Annotated in this window: 23 protein-coding genes and 1 tRNA gene; 8 read left to right on the plus strand and 16 right to left on the minus strand. The window is 69.7% G+C overall.

From position 1 onward, the window contains the following. Nucleotides 1-213 precede the first annotated feature (213 nt). From VPH61_RS02220 to VPH61_RS02230, 3 genes are all read left to right on the plus strand, one after another. Nucleotides 214-984, plus strand: coding sequence for a FadR/GntR family transcriptional regulator (locus VPH61_RS02220; RefSeq protein WP_332061889.1), 771 nt, complete (start codon nt 214-216; stop codon nt 982-984). Next, on the plus strand, nt 965-1,771 hold the full coding sequence (locus VPH61_RS02225; RefSeq protein ID WP_332061890.1) for a hypothetical protein: 807 nt from the start codon (nt 965-967) through the stop codon (nt 1,769-1,771). Before VPH61_RS02220 ends, VPH61_RS02225 begins: the two co-directional genes overlap by 20 nt. A gap of 82 nt (nt 1,772-1,853) precedes the next feature. Beyond that, on the plus strand, nt 1,854-3,218 hold the full coding sequence (locus VPH61_RS02230) for an NAD-dependent succinate-semialdehyde dehydrogenase (protein ID WP_332061891.1): 1,365 nt from the start codon (nt 1,854-1,856) through the stop codon (nt 3,216-3,218). Between the two features lie 97 nt (nt 3,219-3,315). Here the strand turns inward: VPH61_RS02230 and VPH61_RS02235 are convergent, their stop codons facing one another. The 6 genes from VPH61_RS02235 to VPH61_RS02260 all read right to left on the minus strand — a co-directional run bounded on the left by VPH61_RS02235 (nt 3,316) and on the right by VPH61_RS02260 (nt 8,795). Then, nucleotides 3,316-3,672 (minus strand): iron chaperone, encoded by a 357-nt coding sequence (locus VPH61_RS02235; protein WP_332061892.1) that lies wholly within the window; start codon nt 3,670-3,672, stop codon nt 3,316-3,318. A gap of 22 nt (nt 3,673-3,694) precedes the next feature. Continuing rightward, nucleotides 3,695-4,459, minus strand: coding sequence for an aspartate/glutamate racemase family protein (locus VPH61_RS02240; RefSeq protein WP_332061893.1), 765 nt, complete (start codon nt 4,457-4,459; stop codon nt 3,695-3,697). A 5-nt stretch (nt 4,460-4,464) separates the two neighbouring features. Continuing rightward, the gene (locus VPH61_RS02245; protein ID WP_332061894.1) at nt 4,465-5,229 is read right to left on the minus strand and encodes an amino acid ABC transporter ATP-binding protein; all 765 of its coding nucleotides are present in this window, start codon (nt 5,227-5,229) and stop codon (nt 4,465-4,467) included. Beyond that, the gene (locus VPH61_RS02250) at nt 5,226-6,140 is read right to left on the minus strand and encodes an amino acid ABC transporter permease (RefSeq protein ID WP_332061895.1); all 915 of its coding nucleotides are present in this window, start codon (nt 6,138-6,140) and stop codon (nt 5,226-5,228) included. The genes VPH61_RS02245 and VPH61_RS02250 overlap by 4 nt, the downstream gene beginning before the upstream one ends. Before the next feature lie 80 nt (nt 6,141-6,220). Further along, nucleotides 6,221-7,183, minus strand: a complete 963-nt coding sequence (locus VPH61_RS02255; RefSeq protein ID WP_332061896.1) for an ABC transporter substrate-binding protein — start codon at nt 7,181-7,183, stop codon at nt 6,221-6,223. A gap of 67 nt (nt 7,184-7,250) precedes the next feature. Then, nucleotides 7,251-8,795, minus strand: coding sequence for an amidohydrolase (locus VPH61_RS02260; protein ID WP_332061897.1), 1,545 nt, complete (start codon nt 8,793-8,795; stop codon nt 7,251-7,253). 158 nt (nt 8,796-8,953) lie between these two features. Here VPH61_RS02260 and VPH61_RS02265 point away from each other — a divergent pair, with 158 nt between their 5' ends. Further along, entirely contained in the window at nt 8,954-9,877 is a 924-nt protein-coding gene (locus VPH61_RS02265; RefSeq protein WP_442879040.1) for a LysR family transcriptional regulator, read from the plus strand. A gap of 13 nt (nt 9,878-9,890) precedes the next feature. Here VPH61_RS02265 and VPH61_RS02270 read toward each other — a convergent pair whose 3' ends face one another. Next, nucleotides 9,891-11,081, minus strand: a complete 1,191-nt coding sequence (locus tag VPH61_RS02270; RefSeq protein ID WP_332061899.1) for an amidase — start codon at nt 11,079-11,081, stop codon at nt 9,891-9,893. 221 nt (nt 11,082-11,302) lie between these two features. On the opposite strand from VPH61_RS02270, the gene VPH61_RS02275 reads away from it, so the two are divergent. Continuing rightward, nucleotides 11,303-12,823, plus strand: coding sequence for an APC family permease (locus VPH61_RS02275; RefSeq protein WP_332061900.1), 1,521 nt, complete (start codon nt 11,303-11,305; stop codon nt 12,821-12,823). 98 nt (nt 12,824-12,921) lie between these two features. Here VPH61_RS02275 and VPH61_RS02280 read toward each other — a convergent pair whose 3' ends face one another. Then, complete coding sequence (locus VPH61_RS02280) at nt 12,922-13,149, minus strand: hypothetical protein (protein ID WP_332061901.1); 228 nt, start codon at nt 13,147-13,149, stop codon at nt 12,922-12,924. A gap of 83 nt (nt 13,150-13,232) precedes the next feature. Here VPH61_RS02280 and VPH61_RS02285 point away from each other — a divergent pair, with 83 nt between their 5' ends. After that, nucleotides 13,233-13,502 carry an acylphosphatase gene (locus tag VPH61_RS02285; protein ID WP_332061902.1) on the plus strand — a complete coding sequence of 90 codons (270 nt, stop codon included), beginning with the start codon at nt 13,233-13,235 and terminating at the stop codon, nt 13,500-13,502. Between the two features lie 139 nt (nt 13,503-13,641). Here the strand turns inward: VPH61_RS02285 and rplA are convergent, their stop codons facing one another. The 5 genes from rplA to VPH61_RS02310 form a co-directional block, all read right to left on the minus strand. Next, the gene (rplA, locus tag VPH61_RS02290) at nt 13,642-14,331 is read right to left on the minus strand and encodes a 50S ribosomal protein L1 (RefSeq protein ID WP_332061903.1); all 690 of its coding nucleotides are present in this window, start codon (nt 14,329-14,331) and stop codon (nt 13,642-13,644) included. Nucleotides 14,332-14,430: 99 nt separating this feature from the next. Continuing rightward, a complete protein-coding gene (gene rplK, locus VPH61_RS02295) occupies nt 14,431-14,859 on the minus strand; it encodes a 50S ribosomal protein L11 (protein ID WP_022891467.1) in 429 nt (142 codons plus the stop codon). A 160-nt stretch (nt 14,860-15,019) separates the two neighbouring features. Next, entirely contained in the window at nt 15,020-15,946 is a 927-nt protein-coding gene (gene nusG, locus VPH61_RS02300) for a transcription termination/antitermination protein NusG (protein ID WP_332061904.1), read from the minus strand. Nucleotides 15,947-16,010: 64 nt separating this feature from the next. Then, nucleotides 16,011-16,286 carry a preprotein translocase subunit SecE gene (secE, locus tag VPH61_RS02305; protein WP_056007694.1) on the minus strand — a complete coding sequence of 92 codons (276 nt, stop codon included), beginning with the start codon at nt 16,284-16,286 and terminating at the stop codon, nt 16,011-16,013. 40 nt (nt 16,287-16,326) lie between these two features. Continuing rightward, a tRNA-Trp gene (locus VPH61_RS02310) sits at nt 16,327-16,399 on the minus strand. A 274-nt stretch (nt 16,400-16,673) separates the two neighbouring features. Between VPH61_RS02310 and dgt the strand changes: the two genes are divergently transcribed. Further along, nucleotides 16,674-18,191: a dGTP triphosphohydrolase gene (gene dgt, locus VPH61_RS02315; RefSeq protein ID WP_332061905.1), complete on the plus strand. Its 1,518-nt coding sequence runs from the start codon at nt 16,674-16,676 to the stop codon at nt 18,189-18,191. Here the strand turns inward: dgt and VPH61_RS02320 are convergent. Continuing rightward, nucleotides 18,119-21,202 (minus strand): hypothetical protein, encoded by a 3,084-nt coding sequence (locus VPH61_RS02320; protein WP_332061906.1) that lies wholly within the window; start codon nt 21,200-21,202, stop codon nt 18,119-18,121. The two genes, dgt and VPH61_RS02320, sit on opposite strands and share 73 nt — an antisense overlap. A 136-nt stretch (nt 21,203-21,338) precedes the next feature. Beyond that, nucleotides 21,339-22,484, minus strand: a complete 1,146-nt coding sequence (locus tag VPH61_RS02325; protein ID WP_332061907.1) for an LPXTG cell wall anchor domain-containing protein — start codon at nt 22,482-22,484, stop codon at nt 21,339-21,341. A 190-nt stretch (nt 22,485-22,674) separates the two neighbouring features. On the opposite strand from VPH61_RS02325, the gene VPH61_RS02330 reads away from it, so the two are divergent. Continuing rightward, nucleotides 22,675-23,892 carry a pyridoxal phosphate-dependent aminotransferase gene (locus VPH61_RS02330; protein WP_332061908.1) on the plus strand — a complete coding sequence of 406 codons (1,218 nt, stop codon included), beginning with the start codon at nt 22,675-22,677 and terminating at the stop codon, nt 23,890-23,892. 83 nt (nt 23,893-23,975) lie between these two features. Here VPH61_RS02330 and VPH61_RS02335 read toward each other — a convergent pair whose 3' ends face one another. Further along, nucleotides 23,976-24,875, minus strand: a complete 900-nt coding sequence (locus tag VPH61_RS02335; RefSeq protein WP_332061909.1) for a LysR family transcriptional regulator ArgP — start codon at nt 24,873-24,875, stop codon at nt 23,976-23,978. Nucleotides 24,876-24,891: the final 16 nt, after the last annotated feature.

Here is a 24,891-nt window from a genome sequence, read left to right on the forward strand (position 1 = left end):
ATCCGCCTTCGCATGTCGGCGGCGCTCCGGCCGCGCAATCATCCTATATCGATTCTTTTTCGAATCGCCGCCCCCACCTCAGCCTGCCACCTGCAACCGGAGGAGAAAGTGCTGTTGGGAGGAGATTCACCCCGAACTCGTCCTCCCGAAGCCCCGATCTCCTCCCGACCCGGCACGACTGCACCCCGCGACTCACGCAGTAAGGTTGCGGTCATGGAATCGAGGGTCGGGCCGGGGGCGCGCGAAGCCGTGTTCGCCCAGCTCGCCGATGCCGGCCGCGCCGAGCAGGTCGCACAGCGCCTCACCGACGGCATCGTGCTCGGTGTGCTCGGCGCCGGCGAGCGCCTGCCGAGCGAACCCGAGCTCGCCCGCCGCTTCGGCGTGGCCCTCATCACCGTGCGCGAGGGTCTCGGCATCCTCCGCGAGGCCGGACTCGTCGAGACCCGCCGCGGCCGCGAGGGCGGCAGCTTCGTCGTCGCCGACGACGCCGACCACCGCTCGCTCATCACCACCCGCCTCCGCGGGCTCGCCCAGGTCGAGCTCAGCGACATGGCCGTCTACTTCGGCGCCATCCTCGCCGGCACCGCCGAACGGGCTGCCGAGCGCGCGTCCGTGGGCGACGCCGAGCGCCTCGACGCGTGGCTCGCGGCGGCCGACTTCGGCACCGCCGCATCCGCTCGCACGAACCAGGGCGGCTTCTTCCTCGAGGTCGCCGTGCTCAGCCAGTCGGCCCGACTCGTGCGCGAGCAGATCCGGCTGCAGGCCGAGTTCGGTCCGCTCCTGCTCCTCGGCCTCGACGACGGCGAACAGCGAGCGGATGCCGCGGCGCACGACCGCCGCATCGTCCGCGCCGTCGCGGCGCACCGCCCAGCCGAGGCCCGCGAGGCCGCCGGCGATCTCGTGCGCGGCCTCTCGGTGCCGCTGCTCGCGGCGAAGGCCAGGATCGAACGGGGAGGTGCGCTCGATGAGCCGGTCAGCGCCTGACGTCGCCGCCGCGGTCGGCGCGGTCTTCACGAGCGTCTTCGACCAGCTCGCCGCGTGGCGCACGCCGGTCGAGCAGCTCATCGACGACGCGCCGGCTGTGCACCCCGCGGCGCTCGACTCCCTCGTCGCGGGGCTCGTGCTCCCCCGGCTCACCGAGCCCGAGCCGCTCCTCGTCGGCGCGGGGTTCATCGCCGACGGCGAGATCGTGCGCGGCCGCGACGTGCACTTCGCCTGGTGGCTCGGACCGCTCGACGCGAACCCGGTGCTCGGCTCCACGACCGAACCGACGCGTCTCGACCTCAGCACTCGCGGCTACACCGAGTACCTCCGCGACTTCCGGGCGCTCGAGTGGTACCGCATCCCCGCGACGACGCGTCATGCGCACGTGACCGGGCCGTATGTCGATCACCTCTGCACGTGCGACTACATCCTGACGATGACCATGCCGGTGCACGCCGCGATCGGCACCAGCACCGGCACGGGCTCGGGCACGGGCACGGGCACGGACGACGGCGCCGGCACGCCCGCCGCCACCCGCATGGTCGGGGTCATCGGCGCCGATGTCTCGGTGCGCCGGCTCGAGAACGAACTGCTCGCCGCCTTCCTCGACGTCGACGCCCCGCTGGCCCTCGTCAACGAAGAGGGCCGCGTCGTGCTCTCGACCGAGCCGAAGCTGCAGGTGGGCCAGTTGACCGACCCGGGCGGCCCCGGCGAACCGTGCCCGGGCACGCCACTGCGGGTACTCGTCGACCCCGCGGCATCCGGGTCGATTCGAATCATCCGCTGATATATCTTTAAGTCGAGCGTATGCACGGCGGCAGACGAGCTCTGGCGTGAGTGCAGTGTCTGCACCCGAGAAGGAGAACCCCATGAGCTATGCCGTGATCAACCCCGCCACCGGTGAGACGGTGAAGTCGTACGAGACCATCACCGACGAGGCACTGCAGGCGGCCATCGCCAAGGCGAGCGAGACGCACCGCACCTGGTCGAAGACGTCGACGGTCGCCGAGCGCGCCGCCCTCATGCGCCGCGTCGCCGAACTGCACAACGAACGTGCACAGGAGCTCGGCGAGATCATCGTGCGCGAGATGGGCAAGCCCATCGAGCAGGCCGTCGGCGAGGTCGAGTTCGCGGCCGCGATCTACGAGTACTACGCCGACAACGCCGAGTCGCTGCTCGCCGACGAGAAGATCGACCTGCTGGCCGGCGAGGGCTCGGCCCTCATCCGCCGCTCGTCGCTCGGCCCCCTGCTCGGCATCATGCCGTGGAACTTCCCGTTCTACCAGGTCGCGCGCTTCGCCGGCCCGAACCTCATCATCGGCAACACGATCCTGCTGAAGCACGCCGAGCAGTGCCCCGAGTCGTCCGCCGCGATGGAGCAGATCTTCCTCGACGCCGGCTTCCCCGAGGGCGCCTACACGAACATCTACGCCTCGCACGACCAGATCGGCGAGGTCATCGCCGACCCGCGCGTGCAGGGCGTCTCACTCACGGGCTCCGAGCGCGCCGGCGCAGCGGTCGCCGAGATCGCCGGCCGCCACCTGAAGAAGGTCGTGCTCGAGCTCGGCGGCTCCGACCCCTTCATCCTGCTCTCGACCGACGACCTCGACGCCGCAGTCGGCGCCGCCGTCTTCGCCCGCATCGACAACAACGGTCAGGCCTGCAACGCCGCCAAGCGCTTCATCGTCGTCGAAGACCTCTACGAGCCCTTCCTCGAGAAGTTCACCGCCGCGATGAACGAGGTCGTCGAGGGCGACCCGGCCAAGGAGGGCACCGCCCTCGGCCCGCTCTCGTCGGCGAAGGCCGCCGACGGACTCGCCGAGCAGGTCTCACGCGCCGTCGACCAGGGCGCGACCCTGCACTCGGGCGGCACGAAGAACGGCAACTACTACTCGGCGACGATCCTGACCGACGTCAAGCCCGACTCCGACGCCTTCCACGAGGAGTTCTTCGGCCCGGTCGCGCAGGTCTTCAAGGTCGCCGACGAAGACGCGGCCGTCGAGCTCGCGAACAACACCCCGTTCGGCCTCGGCTCCTACGTCTTCACGACCGACTCCGAGCAGGCCCTTCGGGTCGCCGACAAGATCGAGGCCGGCATGGTCTTCGTGAACGTCGTCGGCGCCGACGGCGCCGAGCTGCCCTTCGGCGGCGTGAAGCGCTCGGGCTCGGGCCGCGAGCTCGGCCGCTTCGGCGCCGACGAGTTCGTCAACAAGAAGATGATCCGCATCGGCTGATCAGCGCGAACGCAGTGACCGGATGCCCCGGGGCCGCGCCCCGGGGCATCCGCTCGTTCTCAGTGCTTCTGCTCGTTCTCAGCGCTTCTGCTCGTTCTCAGCGCTTCTTCTTCTCGTCGATCTCGTCGCGGCGCAGCAGGATGATGCGATCGACGAGCGACTCGGGCAGCGGATGCTCGGGCGTGAACCTGATCGTGCCCTTCGCCCACGAGTACCCCTCGAGCTCCGAGGCGACCGCCTCGATCACGGGCGGACTGTACGGATAGAGCCCGATGTGCGCCTTGGCCTTCATGATGCTGAGCAGCGGCGAGTCCCGGTACCGCAGCGCGGGCATGCCGTAGCTCACCCCCTCGACCGCGTCGGGCACGAGCGAGACCGCCCTCGCCCTGATGCGCTCCATGACGTCGCGCTCGGGCGCGTCGAGACCGGCGATATAGTCGCTGACTTCCCCCATGCCCGCCATGGTACGCCGCAGCTCAGGCGGCGTGCGGGCGCCCGACTGCAGCGACCACCGCTTCGGCGAGCACCTGGGTCGGGTCGATCACGGGCACGTCGAACTCGGTGGCCTCGAGCGCCATCGGCAGCTCGGTGCACCCGGCGACGAGGGTCTCCGCCCCGGCGTCGATGAGTTCCAGGGCAGCGGATGCCACGAGCCACGCCGTGCGCTCGTCGACGACCCCCGCCTTCACCCGGGCGATCCCCGCCATGACCCGTGACTGGGCGGCCGCCTGCGGAACGACCGGCTCGAGCCCGTGCCTGCGGAGCGCCTCGTCGTAGAGCGCGCTCGCCTGAGTGCCAGTCGTCGACAGCAGGCCGACGCGGCGCACTCGCGGAAGCCTCGACCGGATGTGGAGGACTGTCTCTTCGATCATGTGCACGAACGGCACGCCGACGTCGGCCTGCACGGAGGGGAGGAACGCGTGCGCCGTGTTGCAGGGCACGGCGATCACGCCCGCTCCGGCCGCCCGCAGCATGCGGGCACCCGCAAGCAGCCAGGGCGTGGGATCCGTGCCGCCCGACAGCAGGGCGGCGGTGCGGTCGGGGATCGTCGGATCCGACCAGATGATCGTGCGGAGGTGATCCTGGTCGACGCGCGCCGGCGTCGCCCGCACGAGCTTCGCGAAGAAGTCCGCCGTGGCGGCCGGGCCCATTCCTCCCAGCACGCCGACGATCTCGCGTACGCCGTCACCCGACGCCGGGGCCCCGGCCACCGTGCCGAGGTCCCGGAGCGTGGTCTCCACCGCCCTCAGAGCACCTTGTCGAGGAAGGCGCGGGTGCGCGGCGATGACGAGTGCGAGAGCACCCGATCGGGCGTTCCGGACTCCACGATGACCCCCTCGTCGAAGAAGCTCACCGTGTCGCCGACCTCGCGCGCGAAGCCGATCTCGTGGGTGACGACGACCATCGTCATGCCGCCGAGGGCGAGCGCCTTCATCGACTCGAGCACCTCGTCGACGAGTTCGGGGTCGAGGGCCGATGTCGGCTCGTCGAACAGCATGAGCTGCGGGTCCATCGCGAGCGCCCGCGCGATGGCGACGCGCTGCTGCTGGCCGCCCGAGAGCTGGTGCGGGCGCTTGGTCGCGTGCGCCGCGAGTCCCACCCGGTCGAGCTCCGCCATGGCGCGTTCGCGTGCGGCATCCTTGCTCATGCCCGCGACGTTGACGAGGCTGCAGGAGACGTTCTCGACGGCGTCGAGATGGCCGTAGAGGTTGAACCGCTGGAAGACCATGCCGATGCCCGACCGGAAACGGGCGAAGTCGCGGTCGCGCCACGGGCGGTAGGTGCCGCCCCGGAGTTCGTAGCCCACCTGCGACCCGGCCACCTCGAGGCTTCCCCCGTCGACGGTCTCGAGCGCGTTGATGCAACGGAGGAACGTCGACTTGCCGGAGCCCGACGGGCCGATGATGCAGCTCACCTCACCGGGGCGCACCTCGAAGTCGACGCCGTTCAGCACCTGATGGTGGCCGAAGCTCTTGGTCACGCCGCTGGCGCGGACGAGTGATGCGTTCATCGTTTCGTCGCCTTCTCTTCGATGCTCGCCATCGCTTCGGTCGCGGTCTGCGCCTGCTGCGCCGGCGAGCCGCGTTTCAGGAGCGTCTGGGCGAAGGTCGGCCCGCGCACGAGGCGCACCGCATCCGCTCCGAACCGTCGCTCGAGCCGCGACTGCGCGAACGTCGCGATCGCGGTGAGCACCATGTACCAGATGCTCGCGACGATGAGCAGCTCGATGATGAGGTTGTTCTGCTTGTAGATCTGGCTCGCGTTGGTCATGAGGTCGTTGCCGGCCACGACGATCACGAGCGACGTGGTCTTCAGCATCGAGATGAACTCGTTGCCGGTCGGCGGGATGATGATGCGCAGCGCCTGCGGCAGCACGATGACGCGCATCGTCTGCATCGACGTCATGCCGCCCGCGAGCGCCGCCTCGGTCTGGCCTCGGTCGACCGCCTGGATGCCGGCGCGCACGGTCTCGGCGAAGTACGCCGAGAGGTTCAGACCGAGACCGAGGAGGGCCGCCGTGAAGCCCGTCATGATGTCGTTCGTGTCCCAGCGCACGCCGATCTGCGTGAAGGGCACCTGCAGCGTGAGGAACGGGAACAGGAAGGCGAGGTTGTACCAGAAGATGAGCTGCACCAGCACCGGCGTCCCGCGGAAGAACCAGATGTAGCCCGTGGCGATCCACTGCAGAACGCTGTTGCGCGAGAGCTTCATGACCGCGAGCACGACGCCGAGGCTGAGACCGATGACGGTCGCGAGCACGCTCATCCAGATGGTCACGAACACGCCGTTCAGGATCTTCGGCGAGAACAGGTACTCGAACACGCGGTTCCAGCGGATGTTCTCATTGAAGACGACGGATGCCACGAGCCAGAGCACGAAGGCGACGGCGAGCGCGCCGATCACCCAACGGCCCCAGTGCATTCGCGGAGTGATGGGTATCAGGGCGCCGTCCGGTCCGGGGAGCGGTTCGGTACGCCGATGCGGTGCAGCCATGCTGGTGCCTACTGCCCGTCGTTGACGACGGCGGAGTCCACGGCCATCTGGCCGACGCCCCAGGCATCGAGGATCTCGAGGTACGCGCCCGAGTCGATGAGCTCCTGCAGCGCCTGCTGCACCAGGTCGACGAGTTCGGTGTTCTTCTTGTCGATGGCGATGCCCCACGGGCTCTCCCCGCCCTCGATCGCGATGGCCTCGAGTTCGGAGTCCTCGGTGTCGGCACGGTAGACGGCCACGGGGTAGTCGGTGATCGTGGCAGCAGCCCGGCCGCTCTTGACCGCCAGGATCGCCTCGGTGTCGCCCTCGAACTTCAGGATGTCGACCGCGGCCTCGCCGTCGGTCGCGCACTGCGCGTCGATCTCCTCGGCGAGGAACATCGACGAGCCGTTGTCGACGACCGAGACGATCTTGCCGCAGAGGTCGGCCGGCACGGCGACGCCGCCGGGGTTGCCATCCTGCACGAGGAAGCCGTTGCCGGCGCGCACGTAGTCGACGAAGGTGACGGTCTCGCGACGCTCCTCGTTGTCGGTCATCGACGAGATCAGGAAGTCGAAGCGGCCGGTGAGCACGCCCGGGATCTGCGCGTTGAACTCCTGGTCGGTGATCGTGAGGTCGACGCCGAGCGTTCGGGCGATTGCGCGGGCGATCGACGGGTCGACGCCGACGACGACCTCGCCGTCGGCCCCGAACATCTCCATGGGCGGGTAGCCGACGGAGCTCGTGACCTTGAGCCCCTCGGAGCGGAGGGAGGCGGGCACGAGGTCTGCGAGCTCGCTGCTCGGCTCGATGGAGTTGATCACGCCCGCGGCGAGGTCTTCGCTCGGCGCCTCGATGAGCACGACCTCGCCCCCGACCTCGTCGTTCTCGGCGGCGTTCAGGCTCTGCGCGCCGCAGGCGGTGGTTCCGAGCAGTACGGCACCCATCACGAGTGCGAACGCACCGCGGGTGGTGTGGGACTTCTGACGCATCGTGTGTCGCTCCATTCTTGGTTCCGGACGGATCCGGGGCTGTGTTGTGTGGTGCAGTCGTCTCGCGCTAGCGCTGGTGGCGCACTCGGCCGCCGACGACGGTGGTCGAGACGCTGATGTCGCGGAGCTCCTCCGCGGCGGCGGTGAACGGGTCGCGGTCGACGACGATGAAGTCGCATGCCTGGCCGACGGCGAGCCGTCCGACGGTGTGTTCGGTGCCGGCCGCGAAGGACCCGCCGACGGTGAACGCCTCGATCGCCTCGGCGACGCTCACTCGTTCCTCCGGTTCCCAGCCGCCGGGCGGCCGACCGTGCTTGTTCCGACGGGTCACGGCCGCGTGGATTCCGTGGAACGGGTTGGGATCCTCGATCGGGGCGTCGGATCCGAACACCACACGTGCCCCGGCGTCGGCGAGGGAGCGCCAGGCGTAGTTGGCGAGGGGGCGATCGCCGAGGAGCGCCTCCGCGATCGCGATGTCGGAAGTGCAGTGCGTCGGCTGCAGCGACGGCAGCACGCCCAGCGCCGCGAAACGGGCCACGTCGTCGCGACGGATGTGCTGGGCGTGCTCGATGCGGTGCCGGAGTCCCCGCGATCGCGAGACGGCGAGGTGCTCCTCGTAGGCGTTCAGCACGAGGTGGTTCGCCTGGTCTCCGATCGCGTGGGTCGCAACGGCGATGCCCGCCGCTGCTGCTCGCCCCACGAGTTGCACGAGATCCGCGTACGGCACGACCTCCATGCCGTGATTGCCGTGCTGGCCGACGAAGTCCTCGCTCATGTGCGAGGTGTGCGAGCCGAGTGCGCCGTCGGAGAAGATCTTGACGGGGCCGGTCGTGAACCACGCATCGCCCTGGCCCGTGTACCGGCCTTCGGCGATCGCCTGGTCGAGGTGCTCGAGCGGAATCGACTTGTGCACCCTGAGGTCGAGTTCGCCCCGCTCGTGCATCTCGAGGTAGGCCGCGCGCACGTCCTCGCCGTCGAGGTCGTGGATGCCCGTGAGCCCGATCGAGAGCAGGTGCCGCTGCGCCGTGCGCAGCTGGGCGAGGAGATCGCCGGCCAGCGGCGAGTACATGAGGTCCTTGAACGGGTAGCGCGCGGACTCCCGCAGGATGCCGGTCGGTTCGCCGCGCTCGTCGCGCACGATCTCGCCGCCGATCGGGTCGGGCGTCGCTGCGCTGACGCCTGCGACCTGGAGGGCGAGGGTGTTCGCCCAAACCGTGTGGCCGTCGATGCTCGGAAGGGCGATCGGGCGATCGGGGCTCACCCGGTCGAGGCTGTGCCGATCGGGCTGCACCGGTACGTCCCAGGCGTTGGAGTCCCATCGCCCGCCGATGATGAGCGCGCCCGGCTCGCGCGTCGCCGCGTATCGCTGCACTCGCGCGAGCGCCTCGTCGAGGCTCGACGCCCCGCGGAGGTCGAGCGCGTCGATCTCACGCGCGAACGCTCCCGTGTGGATGTGGGCATCGATGAGCCCGGGGAGCACCGCCGCTCCGTCGAGGTCGATGGTCTCGACCGCGCCCTCGACTCGCGCCACGACGTCCTCGTGCGCGCCGATGGCGGCGATCACCCCGTCGACCGAGAGGATCGCATCGGCGGGCGCGGCCGTCCCATCCATCGAGTGGATGCGGGCGTGACGAAATAGCGTTGAAACCAACAGTTTTCCTTGCGATAGCTCGTGAAGACGTGCGAATGTCATGCAAGATTATGGGAAACGTGATGCAACATACAGAGCGCGGCCTCGACACCTTGCCGCGCTGAGCATAAGGAATGCTGTTGGTCAATCCGATCCACCTCCGCACTCTGCTTGAGACCGTTCGCCTCGGCTCCTTCGCCGCGGCCGCGAACCGCCTCGGCTACACGGCCTCCGCCGTCTCCCAGCAGATCGCCGCCCTCGAGCGCGAGGTGGGCGTTCCGCTCTTCGAGCGTTCCGCACGAAAGGCGCACCCGACCGACGCCGCGACCGCGATGGCCCGGCACGCCGTGCGGGTCCTCGCCGACATCGATGCGCTGCTCGCCGCGACGGTGAGCGCCCACTCGACGATCACGCAGGAACTCAAGGTGGCGGTCTTCCCGAGCCTCGCCACGCCGCTCGTCTCACGCCTGCTGCGGCTGCCCGAGTGGCAGGGCGCCGACGTCGACCTGCAGTTCTGGATCGCCGACCCGTCTCCGACCATCCAGCAGGTGAGTTCCGGCCGCGAGTTCGACGTCGCCCTCGTCTACCAGGTGGGTGACACCGTGCTCTCGTGGCCGCAGTCGATGAGCCGGGAGTGGCTCGGCGACGATGAGTACCGCGTCGTCGTTCCGGCGGCGTGGGGATTCGTGCCCCGCGAGCAGGTGCCCCTGCACCGCCTCGCCAACCTGCCCTGGGTCGTGCACCATTCCGGCACGAGCGATGCCGCGGTCATCGACCGGATCTTCCGCGGCCGGGACCTCCGGCCTCGCACGGTCGCCCGATCAGACGACTACACCGTGAGTCTCGAACTCGTCGCCGGCGCCTTCGCGGCCTCATTCGTTCCCGAGCTCGCGCTGCACCGGCTGCCGGAGGGGGTCGTCGTACTCGACGTTCCCGAGATCCGGCTCGCCCGCAAGGTGTTCGCACTCGTCGACGCCACGCGGCAGGGACCGCAACTCGACCCGTTCCTCGACGCGGTGACCGGCATCCTCACGGAACTGGGCATCTCCCGCGGCGACCGCTGAGCGCGAGCGCCCGTCACCAGGGCGGCGGGATCTCGCCGACCTCCCGTTCCCACGCAAGTCCGGCCGCAAGCGCATCGGCCTCGGTGCGAGCCACGATCTGCAGGTTGCCGATCGCCAGCGCCGGGAGATCGAGGGCCGAGAACGGGGCGACGAGGCGGCCGAGGTCGTCCCTGATGGCGACCTCGTCGCACCCCACGGGCGGCGCCGCGCACCCGAGCGTGTCGCTGACGAGCAGGTCGAGTCCGTGCATCCGCCGGGCCACCTCGCCGCGCAGGGCGTCGATCTCGTCACGGGCGCGTTGGTAGCCCCCGGCATCGACACCGGAGGCGTTCTCGAGCTTGGCCCGCACGTTCGCGCTGTAGTCGGCGGCGTTGCGCGGAAACGTGCCTTCGTGCGTACGCGTCGCCTCGGCACGGAACATCGTCCAGAACGGGTCGAGCAGATCCCCCGGCAGCTCGAAGGAGCGGATCTCGGCACCGAGGGCCCGCAGCCGATCCGCGGCGGCGCATCCCTCGATCACGCCGATGACGAGGCCGTGCAGTGCAGCGGCATCCGGCACCGGCTCGCCGCTCAGCACCGCCCACGTCCGCGCCGTGTCCTCGACGGTGGCGGCCATCGGGCCGACGACGTCGAACGACGGAGCGAGACCCGCGACGCCGCGGCCGGAGACGCGACCGGTGCGCGGCCGGAGTCCGACGACGCCGCAGCACGCGGCGGGCATCCGGATGGAACCCGCAGTGTCCGTTCCGAGCCCGACTCGCGCGATGCCCGCCGCGATCGCCGCGGCCGTGCCGCCGCTCGATCCTCCGGCGATGAGATCCGGATGCCGGGGGTTCACCACATCACCCCAGTGCGGGTTCTCGTTCGTGACGCCGTACGCGAACTCATGCAGGTTGACCTTGGCGACGATGACGGCGCCGGCCTGCTGCAGCGCGTCGACGCACGGCGCCGTCGCGAGCGCGTCGAGGCCGCCGTAGAGCGCCGACCCGCGGGTGGTGGGCAGCCCGGCCACATCGATCATGTCCTTGAGCGCGACCGTGAAGCCGTCGAGCACGCCGCTGCCGCTCGAGACGTCGCGTGCTCGGTCGATCGCGTTCGTGATGACGATGTTCGCGTCGGCGTGCTGGCGCATGGCCGCCTCGGCTCGGTCGATCGCCTGCGCACGGGCGTCGCCCGACGATGTGGTGTGCGGGGCCTCGATCATGTTCTCCTTCGTGGCGTGCGGCGCTGTCTCGATCACCGGCGGGCGCGGCGGCTGACCTCACTGTCTATCACGTGCATCGTGTGCGTGCCTGCGCCCCGCGAATTAATCATCCGGTGCTATAGCTTTACGACCGCATGTATCGCTAGGCTGGCGCAGCACCACGACGACGTGGTGCCTTCGGCGGGGGCGGCCGGAGTCGCAGCAGCATCGGAAGGCAGCTCATGTCAGAAGATCGCGGGCCCGCAGCGGCCCTCTCCGACGGCGAACACCTGAGCGTGCTCGGCTACGAGGACACGTTCAATCGATCCATGAGCCTCTGGGCCAACTTCGCCCTCGGCTTCACCTACCTGTCGCCGCTCGTCGGCGTCTACTCGCTCTTCGCGGTGGCGCTCACGATCGGCGGCCCGCCCTCGATCTGGTGGATCGTCATCGTCGGGGCAGGCCAGCTGCTCGTGTCGCTCGTGTTCGGCGAGGTCGTCTCCCAGTACCCGATCCACGGCGGCATCTACCCGTGGGCCCGGCGACTCTGGGGCCGGCGCTACGCCTGGATGGCGGCGTGGGTCTACATCTGGGCGATGATCGTGACGATCACCTCGGTGGCAGAGTTCGGCTCCGGATTCGCGGCGAGCCTCTTCGCAATCGAGGTCACCGACGCGTCGACGCTGTGGATCACGCTCGCATTCCTCCTCGTCGCCCTCGCGATCAACTTCACGGGCACGAAGTGGCTCGCCCGCGTCGCCCGTATCGGGCTCGCCGCCGAGCTCATCGGCGTCATCGGCCTCGGCCTCTACCTGCTGATCTTCCAGCGCAAGCAGGAGTTCCGCGTCTTCTTCGACACGATGGGCGTCGAGGGCGACGGCAGCTATGCGGCGGCCTTCATGGGCGCCGCCCTCGCCGGCCTCTTCCTGTTCTACGGCTTCGAGGCCTGCGGCGATGTCGCCGAAGAGGTCGCGAACCCCGCGCGCCGCATCCCGAAGGCGATGATGATGACGATCCTCGTCGGCGGCGTGTCAGCGCTCTTCTCATTCGGCGGCTACGTGCTCGCGGCCCCCGACCTCGCGTCGATCGTCAGCGGCGAAGACGCCGATCCCATCCCCGGCATCCTCGAGGCGACCCTCGGCCCCGTGGGCGCGAAGCTCTTCCTCGTCATCGCGATCACCGCGTTCCTGTCGTGCGTGCTGAGCCTGCAGGCCGCGGCGAGCCGCCTGCTGTTCTCCTTCGCCCGCGACGGCATGATCCCCGGTCACCGCTGGCTGGCGAAGGTCTCGCCGACCACGAAGGTGCCGACGAACGCGCTCATCGTCGCGTGCACCGTCCCCGCGCTCATCGCCGTGCTCATCTGGGCGAACAGCGACCTGCTGGTGCCGGTCACCTCCTTCGCGGTGCTCGGCATCTACGTGGCGTTCCAGATGGTCGTGCTCGCCTCGCTGCGGCAGCGGTTCAAGGGCTGGCGACCGGCCGGACCGTTCTCGCTCGGCTCATGGGGCGTCATCGTGAACGTCCTCGCGCTCGCCTACGGGGTGTTCGCGATCGTGCTGCTCTCGCTGCCCGGTTCGACGGGAGACTTCTTCACCGACTTCGTCGTGCTGATCGGCCTCGGCGTCGTCATGGTGACGGGCCTCGCGTATCTCTTCCTCGCGCGCCCCGACCGCAAGTCGGATGCCCCGTCGGATGACGCGATCGTCGTCGCCGACGAGATCCGCCTGCGCACCGGGGCGACGCGGGCAGTGGACGTGCACTGACGAAGTTCGCTCATCACCCGGGTGGCGGGCAGGCGGGCAGCGGCTCCCCTGCCCGCGCCACCCGGCCGCCCGGGTTCGCGTCGCTGAGCTCTCAGGGTCTACGGCGACCATTCCCAGCCGTGGCGCCGATCGGCGTCATCCTCCGCGTGGTGAACCTCGGGCCGATGCCGCTCGTGGCGCACGAGCATCCAGAGGATCAGGCTCGCCAGCACGACCGTGAAGGCGACCAGCCCCCACGCGCCGAGTCGTGCGAGCCAGATGCCGACGCCGATCGCGACGACGGCGACACTGCCGCCCGCGATGATCGCGCTCGTTCGCTCGCTCATGACTGGATGCTACCGCCGTCGACGACGCGGCGGGTGGTGGGAACGCCTTCCCCCTGCGAGCAGGGGCGGCCTACGCTGGTCGGATGATCCGTCGACACGTCGTGGTGCACGGGCACGTGCAGGGCGTGGGCTTCCGCTACGCCGCGCGCCGCGAGGCCGAACGGCGGGGTATCACCGGCTGGGTGCGCAATCGCCCCGACGGCGCGGTCGAGGCCGAGATCGAGGGCGACGAGGCATCCGTCACCGCCATGCTCGATTGGCTCGCGACCGGGCCGCCGGGCTCGATCGTCGAGCGCACGGATGTCGCGGAGCACGAGCCGACCGGCGAACCCGGGTTCACCATCACCGCGTGAGCTGCCCTGCCCCGATCCGAACGGAGCACCTCCGGTGCGAGCTTCGGAACCGTCCCGACGCGCGGTCGCAGGTGGGCTCGTCGACGACGAAAGGGCCCGCCGGCGAACCGGCGAGCCCTTCGTGCAGTCTGCGGTGAGACTAGATGGAGTTGACGTCCAGCGGGATGCCGGGGCCGAACGTGGTCGACACGGCGCCCTTCTGGATGTAACGGCCCTTCGAGCTCGACGGCTTCAGACGCAGAACCTCTTCGAGGGCCGCGTTGGCGTTCTCTTCGAGCTGCTCCTGCGTGAACGATGCCTTGCCGACGACGAAGTGCACGTTGGCGTGCTTGTCGACGCGGAACTCGATCTTGCCGCCCTTGATGTCGGAGACGGCCTGGCCGACGTTCGGGGTCACGGTGCCGGTCTTCGGGTTGGGCATGAGGCCGCGCGGGCCGAGCACCTTGCCGAGACGGCCGACCTGGCCCATGAGCTCGGGGGTCGAGACCGCCGAGTCGAACGCGGTGTAGCCGCCGGCGACCTTCTCGATGAGCTCGGCGCCGCCGACCTCGTCGGCGCCGGCTGCGATGGCAGCCTCAGCGGCGGGGCCGGTCGCGAACACGATGACGCGAGCGGTCTTGCCGGTGCCGTGCGGGAGGATGACGGTGCCGCGCACCATCTGGTCGGCCTTGCGGGGGTCGACGCCGAGCTTCAGCGCGACCTCGACGGTCGAGTCGAACTTCGCCGAGCCGGTCTCCTTCGCGATGGCGACAGCCTCGCTCGGGGTGTAGAACTTGCCGTCTTCGATCTTGTCGGCCGCGGCGCGGTAGGCCTTTGACTTCTGTGCCATGTTGCTTCTCCTTGAGAGAGTGTGGTCATCTGCGCCTGGCGGGCGCTGCCACTGATGCTGAGTTCTGGTGAACGGATGCCGCGTGGCATCCGCCGGGGCCTATTCGACCGTGATGCCCATCGAACGAGCGGTGCCCGCGATGATCTTCGACGCTGCGTCGAGGTCGTTGGCGTTGAGGTCGACCATCTTCGACTCGGCGATCTCGCGCACCTGTGCCTGGGTCAGCTTGCCGACCTTGGTGGTGTGCGGGACGCCGGAGCCCTTTGCGACGCCGGCAGCCTTCTTGATGAGCTCGGCGGCGGGCGGGGTCTTCAGGATGAAGGTGAACGAACGGTCTTCGTAGACCGTGATCTCAACGGGGATGACGTTGCCGCGCTGGGCTTCGGTCGCCGCGTTGTAGGCCTTGCAGAACTCCATGATGTTCACGCCGTGCTGACCCAGGGCCGGGCCGATGGGCGGGGCCGGGTTCGCGGCGCCGGCCTTGATCTGAAGCTTGATCAGACCGGTGACCTTCTTCTTCGGTGCCATGATTTCTCTCTTTCTGTTCGAACGCCCCGGTTGCCGGGGCACTCTCCCGCAACCCGGCCGTTCCGGGATGCGGTGATCTGTTGTGTTGCACGAGCACGTGCCTGACGCAGCACAACCCTCCGAGTGTACCGGAGGGCCGCTGCGTGCTGTCTGGGAGGTGTTAGAGCTTGGTGACCTGGTCGAAGCTGAGCTCGACCGGGGTCTCGCGCTCGAAGAGCGAGACGAGCACGATGAGCTTGCCGCTCTCGGGCTTGATCTCGCTGATCGTGCCGGGCAGGCCCGCGAACGAGCCGTCCTTGATCGTGATGGTCTCGCCGACCTCGAAGTCGACCTCGGCGGGGATCGCACGAGCAGCACCGGTCGCGGCGCCGCCCTTCGCACCCTTGACCGGAGCGACGTCCTTGATCTCGACGAGGCTCTTCAGCATGCCGAAGGCCTCTTCGAAACGGAGGGGTGTCGGGTTGTGCGCGTTGCCGACGAAGCCGGTGACGCCGGGCGTGTGGCGGATGACCGACCACGAGTCCTCGTTGAGGTCCATGCGCACGAGCACGTAGCCGGGGATGCGGACGCGCGTGACCATCTTGCGCTGGCCGTTCTTGATCTCGACGACGTCTTCCATCGGCACTTCGACCTGGTAGATGTAGTCGGCCATGGCCATCGACTCACGGCGCTGCTCGATGTTCGCCTTCACACGGCGCTCGAAGCCCGCGTAGGAGTGGATGACGTACCACTTGCCGGGGAGGAAGCGGAGCTCGGCGCGGAACTCCGCGTACGGGTCGGCCTGCTCCTCGTCTTCTTCGATGACGGCCTCGACGGCAGCCTCGGCCTCTTCGGCCGAGTCGATGTCGAGTGCGTCGTCGACCACGGCGTCAGCCTCGGGGTCGCTCGACTCGGCGATCGCGTCGAGCACTGCGTCGAGATCGACGTCGTTGCCCTCGTCGTCGACGACGTGCACGGCACGGTGCTCGGCCGGCTCGACCGAGTCCTCTGCCTGCTCGAGGGTGTTGCCCGTCTGCGCCTCGTCGTCTTCGGCCGACTGCTCGGCAGCCGTGGCCCAGTCGACGTCGTCGCGCTCAGTCCTTGACACTTCTCTCAATCCTTTTCTCCGGTGCGCCAGCGGCGAACCGGATCCGTCGAACCCGAAGGCCCGATCAGACCCCCGGTGTTCCGAAGACGTACAGCACCAGCCAGCCGAACACCTGATCGAACGCCCACACGATCGCCATCATGATGATGACGAACACGAGCACCACAGTCGTGAAACTGAGGAGCTCCTTGCGGGTCGGCGTGACGACCTTCTTCAGCTCGGCGATGACCTGCCGGATGAACAGGGCGACGCGCGAAAAGGGGTTCCGACGCGCGGCGCGATCACGCTTCGCGTTGGCGACGACGTCTTCACTCGGTTCGTCGATTACTTTTCGTGCCACCTCGTACACCTTTCGTGGGCCGGCAATCGCTGCCGGCTCGCAGGGCGGACAGGACTCGAACCTGCAACCTGCGGTTTTGGAGACCGCTGCTCTACCAATTGAGCCACCGCCCTATGGAAACGACCGGGTGACCGGGGCTGTTCCACCGATTCTCGAAGCACCCGGATTCGCTGCGTTTCTTCGCGGGAAAACCCCGAAAATAGGCGCAGAGAATCTTGGTTGACTTCAACAACCTCACCAAGTGTATGCGACGCCGCAGGCAGAGTAAAGCCGAGCGGATGCCCCGCCCTCACCGCCTGCCCCGCGGCATCCGAGTCGCCCGTGTCGATGGGCCGCGCGACCTGCTGCTTCTCCGCATCGAGCGGCCGATCGGCTTAGATTGAGCGCATGACGATCGACCGCGCATCGCGCCTCGTACCGGAGCCGCGCAGCAGCGCGGAGGTCACCGGCGAGCACTCGCAGTACCGACTCGATCTCGAGCGGATCCGCTTCTCGCCGTACTTCTCCCGCCTCTCCGCCGTCACGCAGGTGATCGCGCAACCGGGCGCCGGTCCGCTGATCCACAACCGGCTGACCCACTCGATCAAGGTCACGGCGGTCGCGCGGGCGATCGCGGTCAAGCTGACGGATGCCGCGTCGCCGGCGCGCGACCTCGCGCTCGAGCACGGCTGCGACGCCGTCGTGGTGCAGGCGGCGGCGAGCGCCCACGATCTCGGGCACCCGCCCTTCGGCCACCTCGGCGAGCGGGTGCTCGACCGGCTCGCCCGCGAGACGCTCGGACTCGTCGACGGCTTCGAGGGCAATGCGCAGAGCTACCGCATCCTCACCGCGCTCGACGTCAGCGAGGCCGCACCGCGCGGGCTGAACCTCACGGCCGCGGTGCGCACGGCCGTCGCGAAGTACCCGTGGACCCGCTACATCGATGCATCGTCGTTCGGCGACGGCCCGCTGCCGCGCGGCCTGCGGCGCACCGCGCAGGGCATCGAGGTGCCGAAGTACTCGGCGTACGGCATCGACGCCCTCGACCTCGAGCAGGCGCGGGCCGGGCTGCCGCCGATGCAGCAGTCGCTCGAGTGCTCGATCATGGACATCGGCGATGACGTCGCCTACTCGATCCACGACGTCGACGACTTCTATCGGGCCGGCGTGCTCAGCCAGGGCGCCGTGGCGCGGGAGTTCCGCGGGTGGATCGAGGGGTGGACCGAGCTCCGCGAGCTCGACGACGCGGCGCTCAGGGCCCGCACAGCCCCCGCGGGCAGCGCGCTCGAGGCCCTGCGTCGCAAGTTCGCGCGCGACGACCCGTGGGTGGCCGACGACGACGCGTTCGCCGATGCCGTCGACGTCGTCGCCGACGACCTGGTCGACGGCCTGCTCGCGACCCCGTTCGACGGATCGATCGCCTCGGAGCGCGCGCTCTCGTCGTTCACGAACCGCTGGATCACCCACCTGCAGTCATCGGTCGTGCCCGCGCCGCCCGACGTCGTGCGCTCGGGCCTCGTGACCCTCGACCGACGGGCGTGGCACGAGGTCGAGATCCTGAAGTTCGTGCACCGGCACTTCATCCTCGACCGCGCCGACATCGTCATGTACCAGCGCGGGCTCAGCCGGGTGCTCGCCCGAGCGGTCAAGGGCCTCACGGCATGGGCGACCGACGAGCACGACCGCGACCGCGTGCCGCAGCGCCTCAAGGAGCTCGTCGAGATCGCGACCGACGGGTACGCGGTGCTCCGGCACGAGCGCCCCGACGGCGTCCCGATCCCCGCCGCGGGCGATGTGCGTCGCCTCGGGGTCGGCCGCGGCGTGATCGACTACGTCGCCTCGCTGTCGGACGATCAGGCGCTCGCGGTCTCCGAAGCGCTCGACGGGCGGCCCGACAAGCTGTGGGACATCGGCCAGAACCTCTGACCGAGTGCGATGCAGATCGCGCCCACCGCCACGAGCACGCCACCGGCGATCGCGACCCACCACGCGGTGTCTGCGGGGATGTCGAGGTAGACGCTGATGCCGAGGATGCGCGAGAGCCCCCACGGCAGCAGGGCCATCTCGTCGTTCCACCGGCTGAGCGCCGCCTCGAGGCCGATCAGGCCGATCAGCGAGCCGAACACGGCGAGCACGACGCCGACGCCCGCGATGACCGCGCCGGTCGCCCAGAGCGCTCCTCGCTCGACGGCGATCGCCCAGGCCGCAGCGACCACGACCCATCCGAATGCGGCGAACGCGACGGCGACGTACACCGAGCGACCGAGCGGATTCGTCCAGAACTCGAACCAGTAGCCGCCCGGGCCGGTCGGCGCGAGCACGACGAGCAGCAGCGCGACGCGGAGCACCGCCGCTCCCCCGATCGCGGCGATCACCGGCCACGCCGAGCGGCGGCCGAGGGCGAGCCAGAGCACGCCCGCGAACACCGCCCAGGCGCCGAGGGTGACGAGCAGGTGCGAGGGCGCCAGGAACCAGGTCTGGATGCCGCGGCTCGCCGCGAGGAACGCGGCCGGCACCGCCGCGAGCAGCACGCGGTCGAGCACACCGAGTCCGTCGACGACCTCGCGGGCGCGCCATGGCCTGGTGCCGGCCACCCAGAGGGCGCGAGCGGCGCGGGCGCCGGGCCATCGGGCCTTCGCACGACCGGCCACGATGCCGTAGACCAGCCATGCGACGAGCAGCACGAGCGCGATCCTCGCCGCCCACGCCATCGGCAGGTCGCGCACGGCCCGCTCGACGCCGAGCTCGGCCGCCGTGAGGTTGTATGCGGGCAGGTACGGGTCGCCGGCGTAGGCCGCCTCATGAGCGGCAGCGGATGCCTCGAACGCCCGCCTCGCGGCATCCCACCGCTCGTAGGCCACCTGATCGCCGGTGTCGTGCCACTCGGCCTGCCGCAGGAACATCTCGCGGTAGTCGCCGAGCATCGCGTAGGTGTTGGCCTGGTAGTCGAGGGTGTCGAGGAAGGCCGTGCGCAGTGCGGGGTCGCGCCAGCTCGCGGCATCCGTCGCCTCGATCACCGTCTGCATGCGTTCGACCGCGGCGATCGCGCGGTCGCCGCCCGCGATCGCCTCGTCGAGCTCGCCACGGCTGATCTCGTAGATCACGTTCAGCACGGCGCTGTCGCCGGTGAGGATGTCCCATTCGAAGATCCACATCATGGGCGGCGGCTCGAGGCCGATCGCGAAGACCCGGCGGTCGGCGAAGGGGCCGATGTAGAGCCCGTCGGTGATGGCCGCGCGCGACTGGGCCATCGCCTCGCCGATCGCCTGCACGGTCGCCGGGTCGCCCGAGAACCAGCGCCGGGCCCAGTCGGCAGTGATGGCGGCCGGGTCGGCGTCGGGGTCGCGCGCGAGGCGTACGGCGAGCTCGGTGTTGAGCTCGTAGAGCTGCCAGAAGCCCGCCTTCAGCTCGAGCGAGAGCGGGCCGGCACGCCACGGGCCGCCGTCCTGGGTCCAGGTCCAGATGCCCTCGACCTGCGGGTTCGCTTCGATGAAGCGTTGCAGGGCCTCGCGGTAGAGCACGCCGAGGTCGTTCGGGAAGGCGCCGAAGTTCTCGAACTCCCGGCGGCTCTGGAACTCGACGATGCGGCGCTGCTCGCCGATCTCGAGGGTGTGGTTGAGCGGCAGGTGGCTGTAGAAGTCGCCGAGGGTGTACTTCGTCGAGACGATGAGCGCCTCGGAGTCGATGCCGCCGAGCACCGCCTCGTACGACGCGTCGTTCGTGTGCATGTCGCCGACGGCGCCGACCCCGACGCTCCAGGTTCGGAAGATCAACTCGCGGTCGGCGTGCTCGGCCTGCCCGGTGAGCGCGGTCAGCATCGCCCGCACCGAATCGACGCTCGTGACCGCGAGCTCGGAGTAGTAGTCCCAGCCGGGCAGGTCGTACACCCGGCCCGCCTCGCCGATGCGGATGAGCACGCCGTCGAGGTAGGGCATCTCGGCGTACAGCTCGTCAAGGCCTGCCGTGTAGACGTCCCAGAACTCGGGGACGTCGGTGGCGAGGCTGCCGAAGCGATCGACGAGATACTCCTCGAGCGGCGTCGTGAGCGTCAGCATGTCGGTGCGGAAGTACACATCGAGGCCCGCGTCGTGCGCGTACTCCCACATCGGTCCGAACGCCTCGCGCATCGCCTGCGCGCGAGCGACGTGCGAGTCGTCGGCGTCGTAGACCTCGGCGCCGTCGCCGACGCCAGAGAAGGTGAGGTACTCGATGAAGCCGGGGATCGCGATCGCGTTGTAGCCCTCGGCGAGCGCGTGGCGCACGTACGCCTCGAAGTCGGTGCGGGCGACCGCGAGCGCGGTCTCGTCGATGTAGGGCGCCTCGGCGAGGATGACGTCGACGAAGGCCTTCGAATTGTGCGAGTAGTCGTCGCCGGCCACCCACGCCGACTCGTCGGCCGTCACGCCGACCGCCCCGAGATCGATCATGCGGAACCCGAGGCGGGACTCGACGGTCTGGCCGAGTCGCTCCGTCACGGCTCGGCGGTCGCGCACGGCGGCGGCGAGGTCGTAGACGCCGAGCACGGCGCCGGCCTCGGATGCCGCGACCACGCGCAGCGCGTCGGGCGTGCCCTCGAGGCGGTAGGACTCGTCGAGGTCGTGCTCGCCCGCGTTCGAACTCTCGGTGTCGGATTCGGTCTCGGCGATGACGACGTCGAGGGTCGCCGAGCCCACGGTCGCGTCGGCCTCGACGACCGCGTCGCGCAGCTCATCGACCGCGAGCTCCATGCGGAACGAGGGCGGTGCGGTGATCGCGGTGAACTCGGGCGGGAGAATCGAGGCTGTCTCGGGCGCGGCCGCGAGGACCTCGGTCGGGATGTCGGACGGTTCGCTGCGGATGCCGAGCTCGTCGGCGAGCACGACGGCGACGCCGGCGCCCAGCGCCACGAGCACCGTGAGCGCGACACCGGCGAGGAGACCCCGTCGGGTTCGCGCCATCACGAGGGCAGCGTAGCAAGAGTGGGACGTTTGTCCCAGAGAAATCTCACGCCACGATGCATCCGCTCGATGAAATGGAACGGGGCCGTGCGAATGCCGCATGGCATCCGCACGGCCCCGAAGCCGTCGTTCAGCGTCAGGCCGAAGCACCGGCCCGACGACGGAGGACGAGCACCGCACCGGCCGCGAGCAGCAGCGCGCCGCCGAGGAGGGGCAGGGTGCCGTCGAAGCCGGTCTCGGCGAGGGCCGCGCCGGTGACGGTCGAGCTGCCGCCCGGCGTCGCGGCGGCGACGACGGTGAAGGTCACGAAGTACAGCCCGCCCTCGTTCTGTCCCTGCGACGCGAGCACGAGGGTGTGCTGCCCCGGCGCGAGCGCCGCGAGGGCCTCGGGCGAGAGCGTCACGGTGACATCGCCGAAGGAGTCGGCCTTGAAAACCCCGACGGGCACGGGCGTCGAGTAGGCGAAGGCGTCGAAGAAGCGGAGGCCGAACGAGACATCCCCGTCGACGACGAGGTGGCCGGCGGCGCCCTGCGTGAACGAGCCGCCTTCGACGACCGTGAAGTTGTTGTCGGCGATGACCTCGGCGAGCTGCTCGGAGTCGACGAAGGGAGCCTCGCCCAACGGTTCCTCCACGGGAGCGGGGACGAACTGCGTGCTCAGCGAGTCCCACTGGACGTAGTAAGCAGTTCCTGTCTCGCCGGCATCGACGAACAGTCCGTAACCGAGAAGGTCGACGTCGTCAGCGGCCTCCGAAGATCCCTCGATCGCGGTGAGCAGGCTCTCCAGCGTGTCGGTGGTGTTCGCCGGGATGGTGTCGGAGACGGACCTGCTCGTCGTCCACTGGTCGCCGAGAGCGACCGACTGAGCAGCGGTGGTGGCCGGCCGAAGTGTCGTGAACTGCGGTTCACCCGCTGCGGTGTCGAAGAAGAGCGGGATCTGGAAGTAGGCGTTGTCGCTTCCCCAGGTGATGCCGGTGGAGATCAACTCGCGGAGGTCGCCGTTGTCGGCGGCTTCGTCGAAGCCGTTGAGGATCTGCACCTTGCCGGTGAGTTCGAGGCCGTAATCGCCGTCGACGAAGGAGCCTCCTGTGGCGCCGTTGTGCCAGCCGACGTACGTCGATTCGTCGGCGCGGATGTCGTCGGCGCCGACGTAGGCGATCTCGGTCGGGTCGTCGAAGGCGGCGGCCTGCGCCGGCGCGGCGCCCGCGAGCGCGAGTCCACCGCCGACGGCGAGGGCCGTGGTGAGGGCGGCGAGTCGGGTCGTGCGTCGTTCAGGGGGCATCGAGGGTCCTGTCTGTGGGTGGGGATGCAGGCGCATACCGCACCACGAGGCGCGCCCCCGGGCGCGCCTCGTTTCGTATGCATGCGTTCGGTGAGCATATCCGGAGGATAGTGTCCGGATAACCCCCTGTTCGAGGGGTGCGCGCTTCGCCCCCTGTCACACGGCATACCCCACGCCGTAGGCTGGTCGCGTGACCGAACACCCGCGCCTCTCCGCCCGAATCGCCGCCATCGCCGAGTCCGCGACCCTGAAGGTCGATGCGAAGGCGAAGGCCCTCCAGGCCGAGGGACGCCCGGTCATCTCGTACGCTGCGGGCGAGCCCGACTTCTCGACGCCCGAGTACATCGTCGAGGCCGCGCTCGCCGCCACGCACGACCCGAAGAACTACCGCTACACGCCCGCGGCCGGCCTGCCCGAGCTGCGCGAGGCGATCGCCGCGAAGACGCTCCGCGACTCGGGGCTCGAAGTCTCCCCCGGTCAGGTCGTCGTCACGAACGGCGGCAAGCAGGCGGTCTACCAGGCGTTCCAGACGCTGCTCGACCCGGGCGACGAGGTGCTCGTGCCGACGCCGTACTGGACCACGTATCCCGAGGCGATCAAGCTCGCCGGCGGCCGTCAGGTCGACGTCTTCGCCGGCTCCGACCAGGGCTACCTCGTCACCGTCGAACAGCTCGAGGCCGCACGTACCGACCGCACGAAGGTGCTGCTCTTCGTCTCGCCGTCGAACCCGACCGGCGCCGTGTACTCGGCTGAGCAGACGCGCGCGATCGGCGAGTGGGCGCTCGAGCACGGCATCTGGGTCGTCGCCGACGAGATCTACCAGAACCTGACCTACGCCGAGGAGCCCGGCGGTGTGCCGCCGCGCGCCGTCTCGATCGTCGAGGCCGTGCCCGGGCTCGTGAACCAGACGATCCTCGTCAACGGCGTCGCGAAGACCTACGCGATGACGGGATGGCGCCTCGGCTGGATGGTCGGCCCCGCCGACGTGATCAAGGGCGCCGCGAACCTGCAGTCGCACCTCTCGTCGAACGTGTCGAACATCTCGCAGCGCGCGGCGATCGCCGCCCTGAACGGACCGCAGGACGCGGTCGAAGAGATGCGGCAGGCGTTCGACCGCCGCCGCCGCACGATCGTCGCCGAGCTCTCCAAGATCGACGGCATGACCGTGCCCGTGCCGCAGGGCGCCTTCTACGTCTACCCCGACGTCTCGGGGCTGCTCGGCCGTGAGTGGGGCGGCGTCACGCCGACCACCTCGCTCGAGCTCGCCGACCTGATCCTCGACCAGGCCGAGGTCGCTGCGGTGCCCGGCGAGGCGTTCGGCCCCTCGGGCTACCTGCGCCTCAGCTACGCGCTCGGAGACGCCCCGCTGCTCGAGGGCGTGCAGCGCCTGCAGCGCCTCTTCTCCTAGCCGTGGGTTGAGGAGGCGCGCCAGCGCCGTCTCGAAACCCACCCCGCGCACGCCGGTTTCGAGACGCTCGCTGCGCTCGCTCCTCAACCAGCGGGATTCATGAGCGCGGAGCGCGCCTCGGCGGCGAGTTCGTCGGCGACGGCGACGAGCAGGCTCGAGCGCAGGTTCCATTGCTGCCAGTGGAGCGGCACGTCGATCGGCGGGCCGTCGAGTCGCACGAGCGCACCTCGCTCGAGTTCCTCAGCCGATTGGAACGCGGGCAGCATGCCCCATCCGAGTCCGAGCTTGACGGCGGTGGCGAAGTCGCTCGAGGCCGGCACGAAGTGACGGGGAGGCTCGTCGGGGTCGATGCCCTGCGACGACAGGTGCTCCCGCTGCAGGTCGTCGCGTCGGTCGAAGTCGACGAGCGGTGCGGCCGCGAGCGCGGCGCGCGACTGCCGCGCGAGCCCCCAGCGCTCGGCGAACGCGGGCGTCGCCACGGCCTCGTAACGCATGACCCCGAGGGGGCGCACGAGGCATCCGGCCACCGGTGCCGACTGCGAGGTCACCGCGCCCAGCACCGTGCCCGACTCGAGCAGGCCCGCCGTGAAGTCCTGGTCGTCGCGGTGCAGGTCGAAGACGACGGGGTGCCGCTCCCCCACCCGGGCGAGGGCGGGCAGGAACCACGTCGCGAGCGAGTCGGCATTGACCGCGAGGGCGAGCGAGAGCGGCCGAGCGGATGCCTCGTCGAGCCCGAACTCCGCGAGGGCGTCATGTTCGAGCAGCGCGACCTGACGCGCGAGCCGAACGATCGGCGCACCGGCCTCGGTCGCGCGAGCCGGCTTCGATCGCACGACGAGCACCCGGCCGAGCTGCTGCTCGAGCGCCTTCACGCGCTGCGAGACCGCCGACGGGGTGATGCGCAACCGCCGCGCCGCCGCGTCGAAGGTGCCCTCGTCGATGACGACGGCGAGCGTGCGGGCGAGGTCGAGTGGAATCTCCATCTGAAGCAATGCTAAT

It is taken from the genome of Agromyces sp. CCNWLW203 (genome assembly GCF_036576125.1).
Taxonomy (GTDB): domain Bacteria; phylum Actinomycetota; class Actinomycetes; order Actinomycetales; family Microbacteriaceae; genus Agromyces.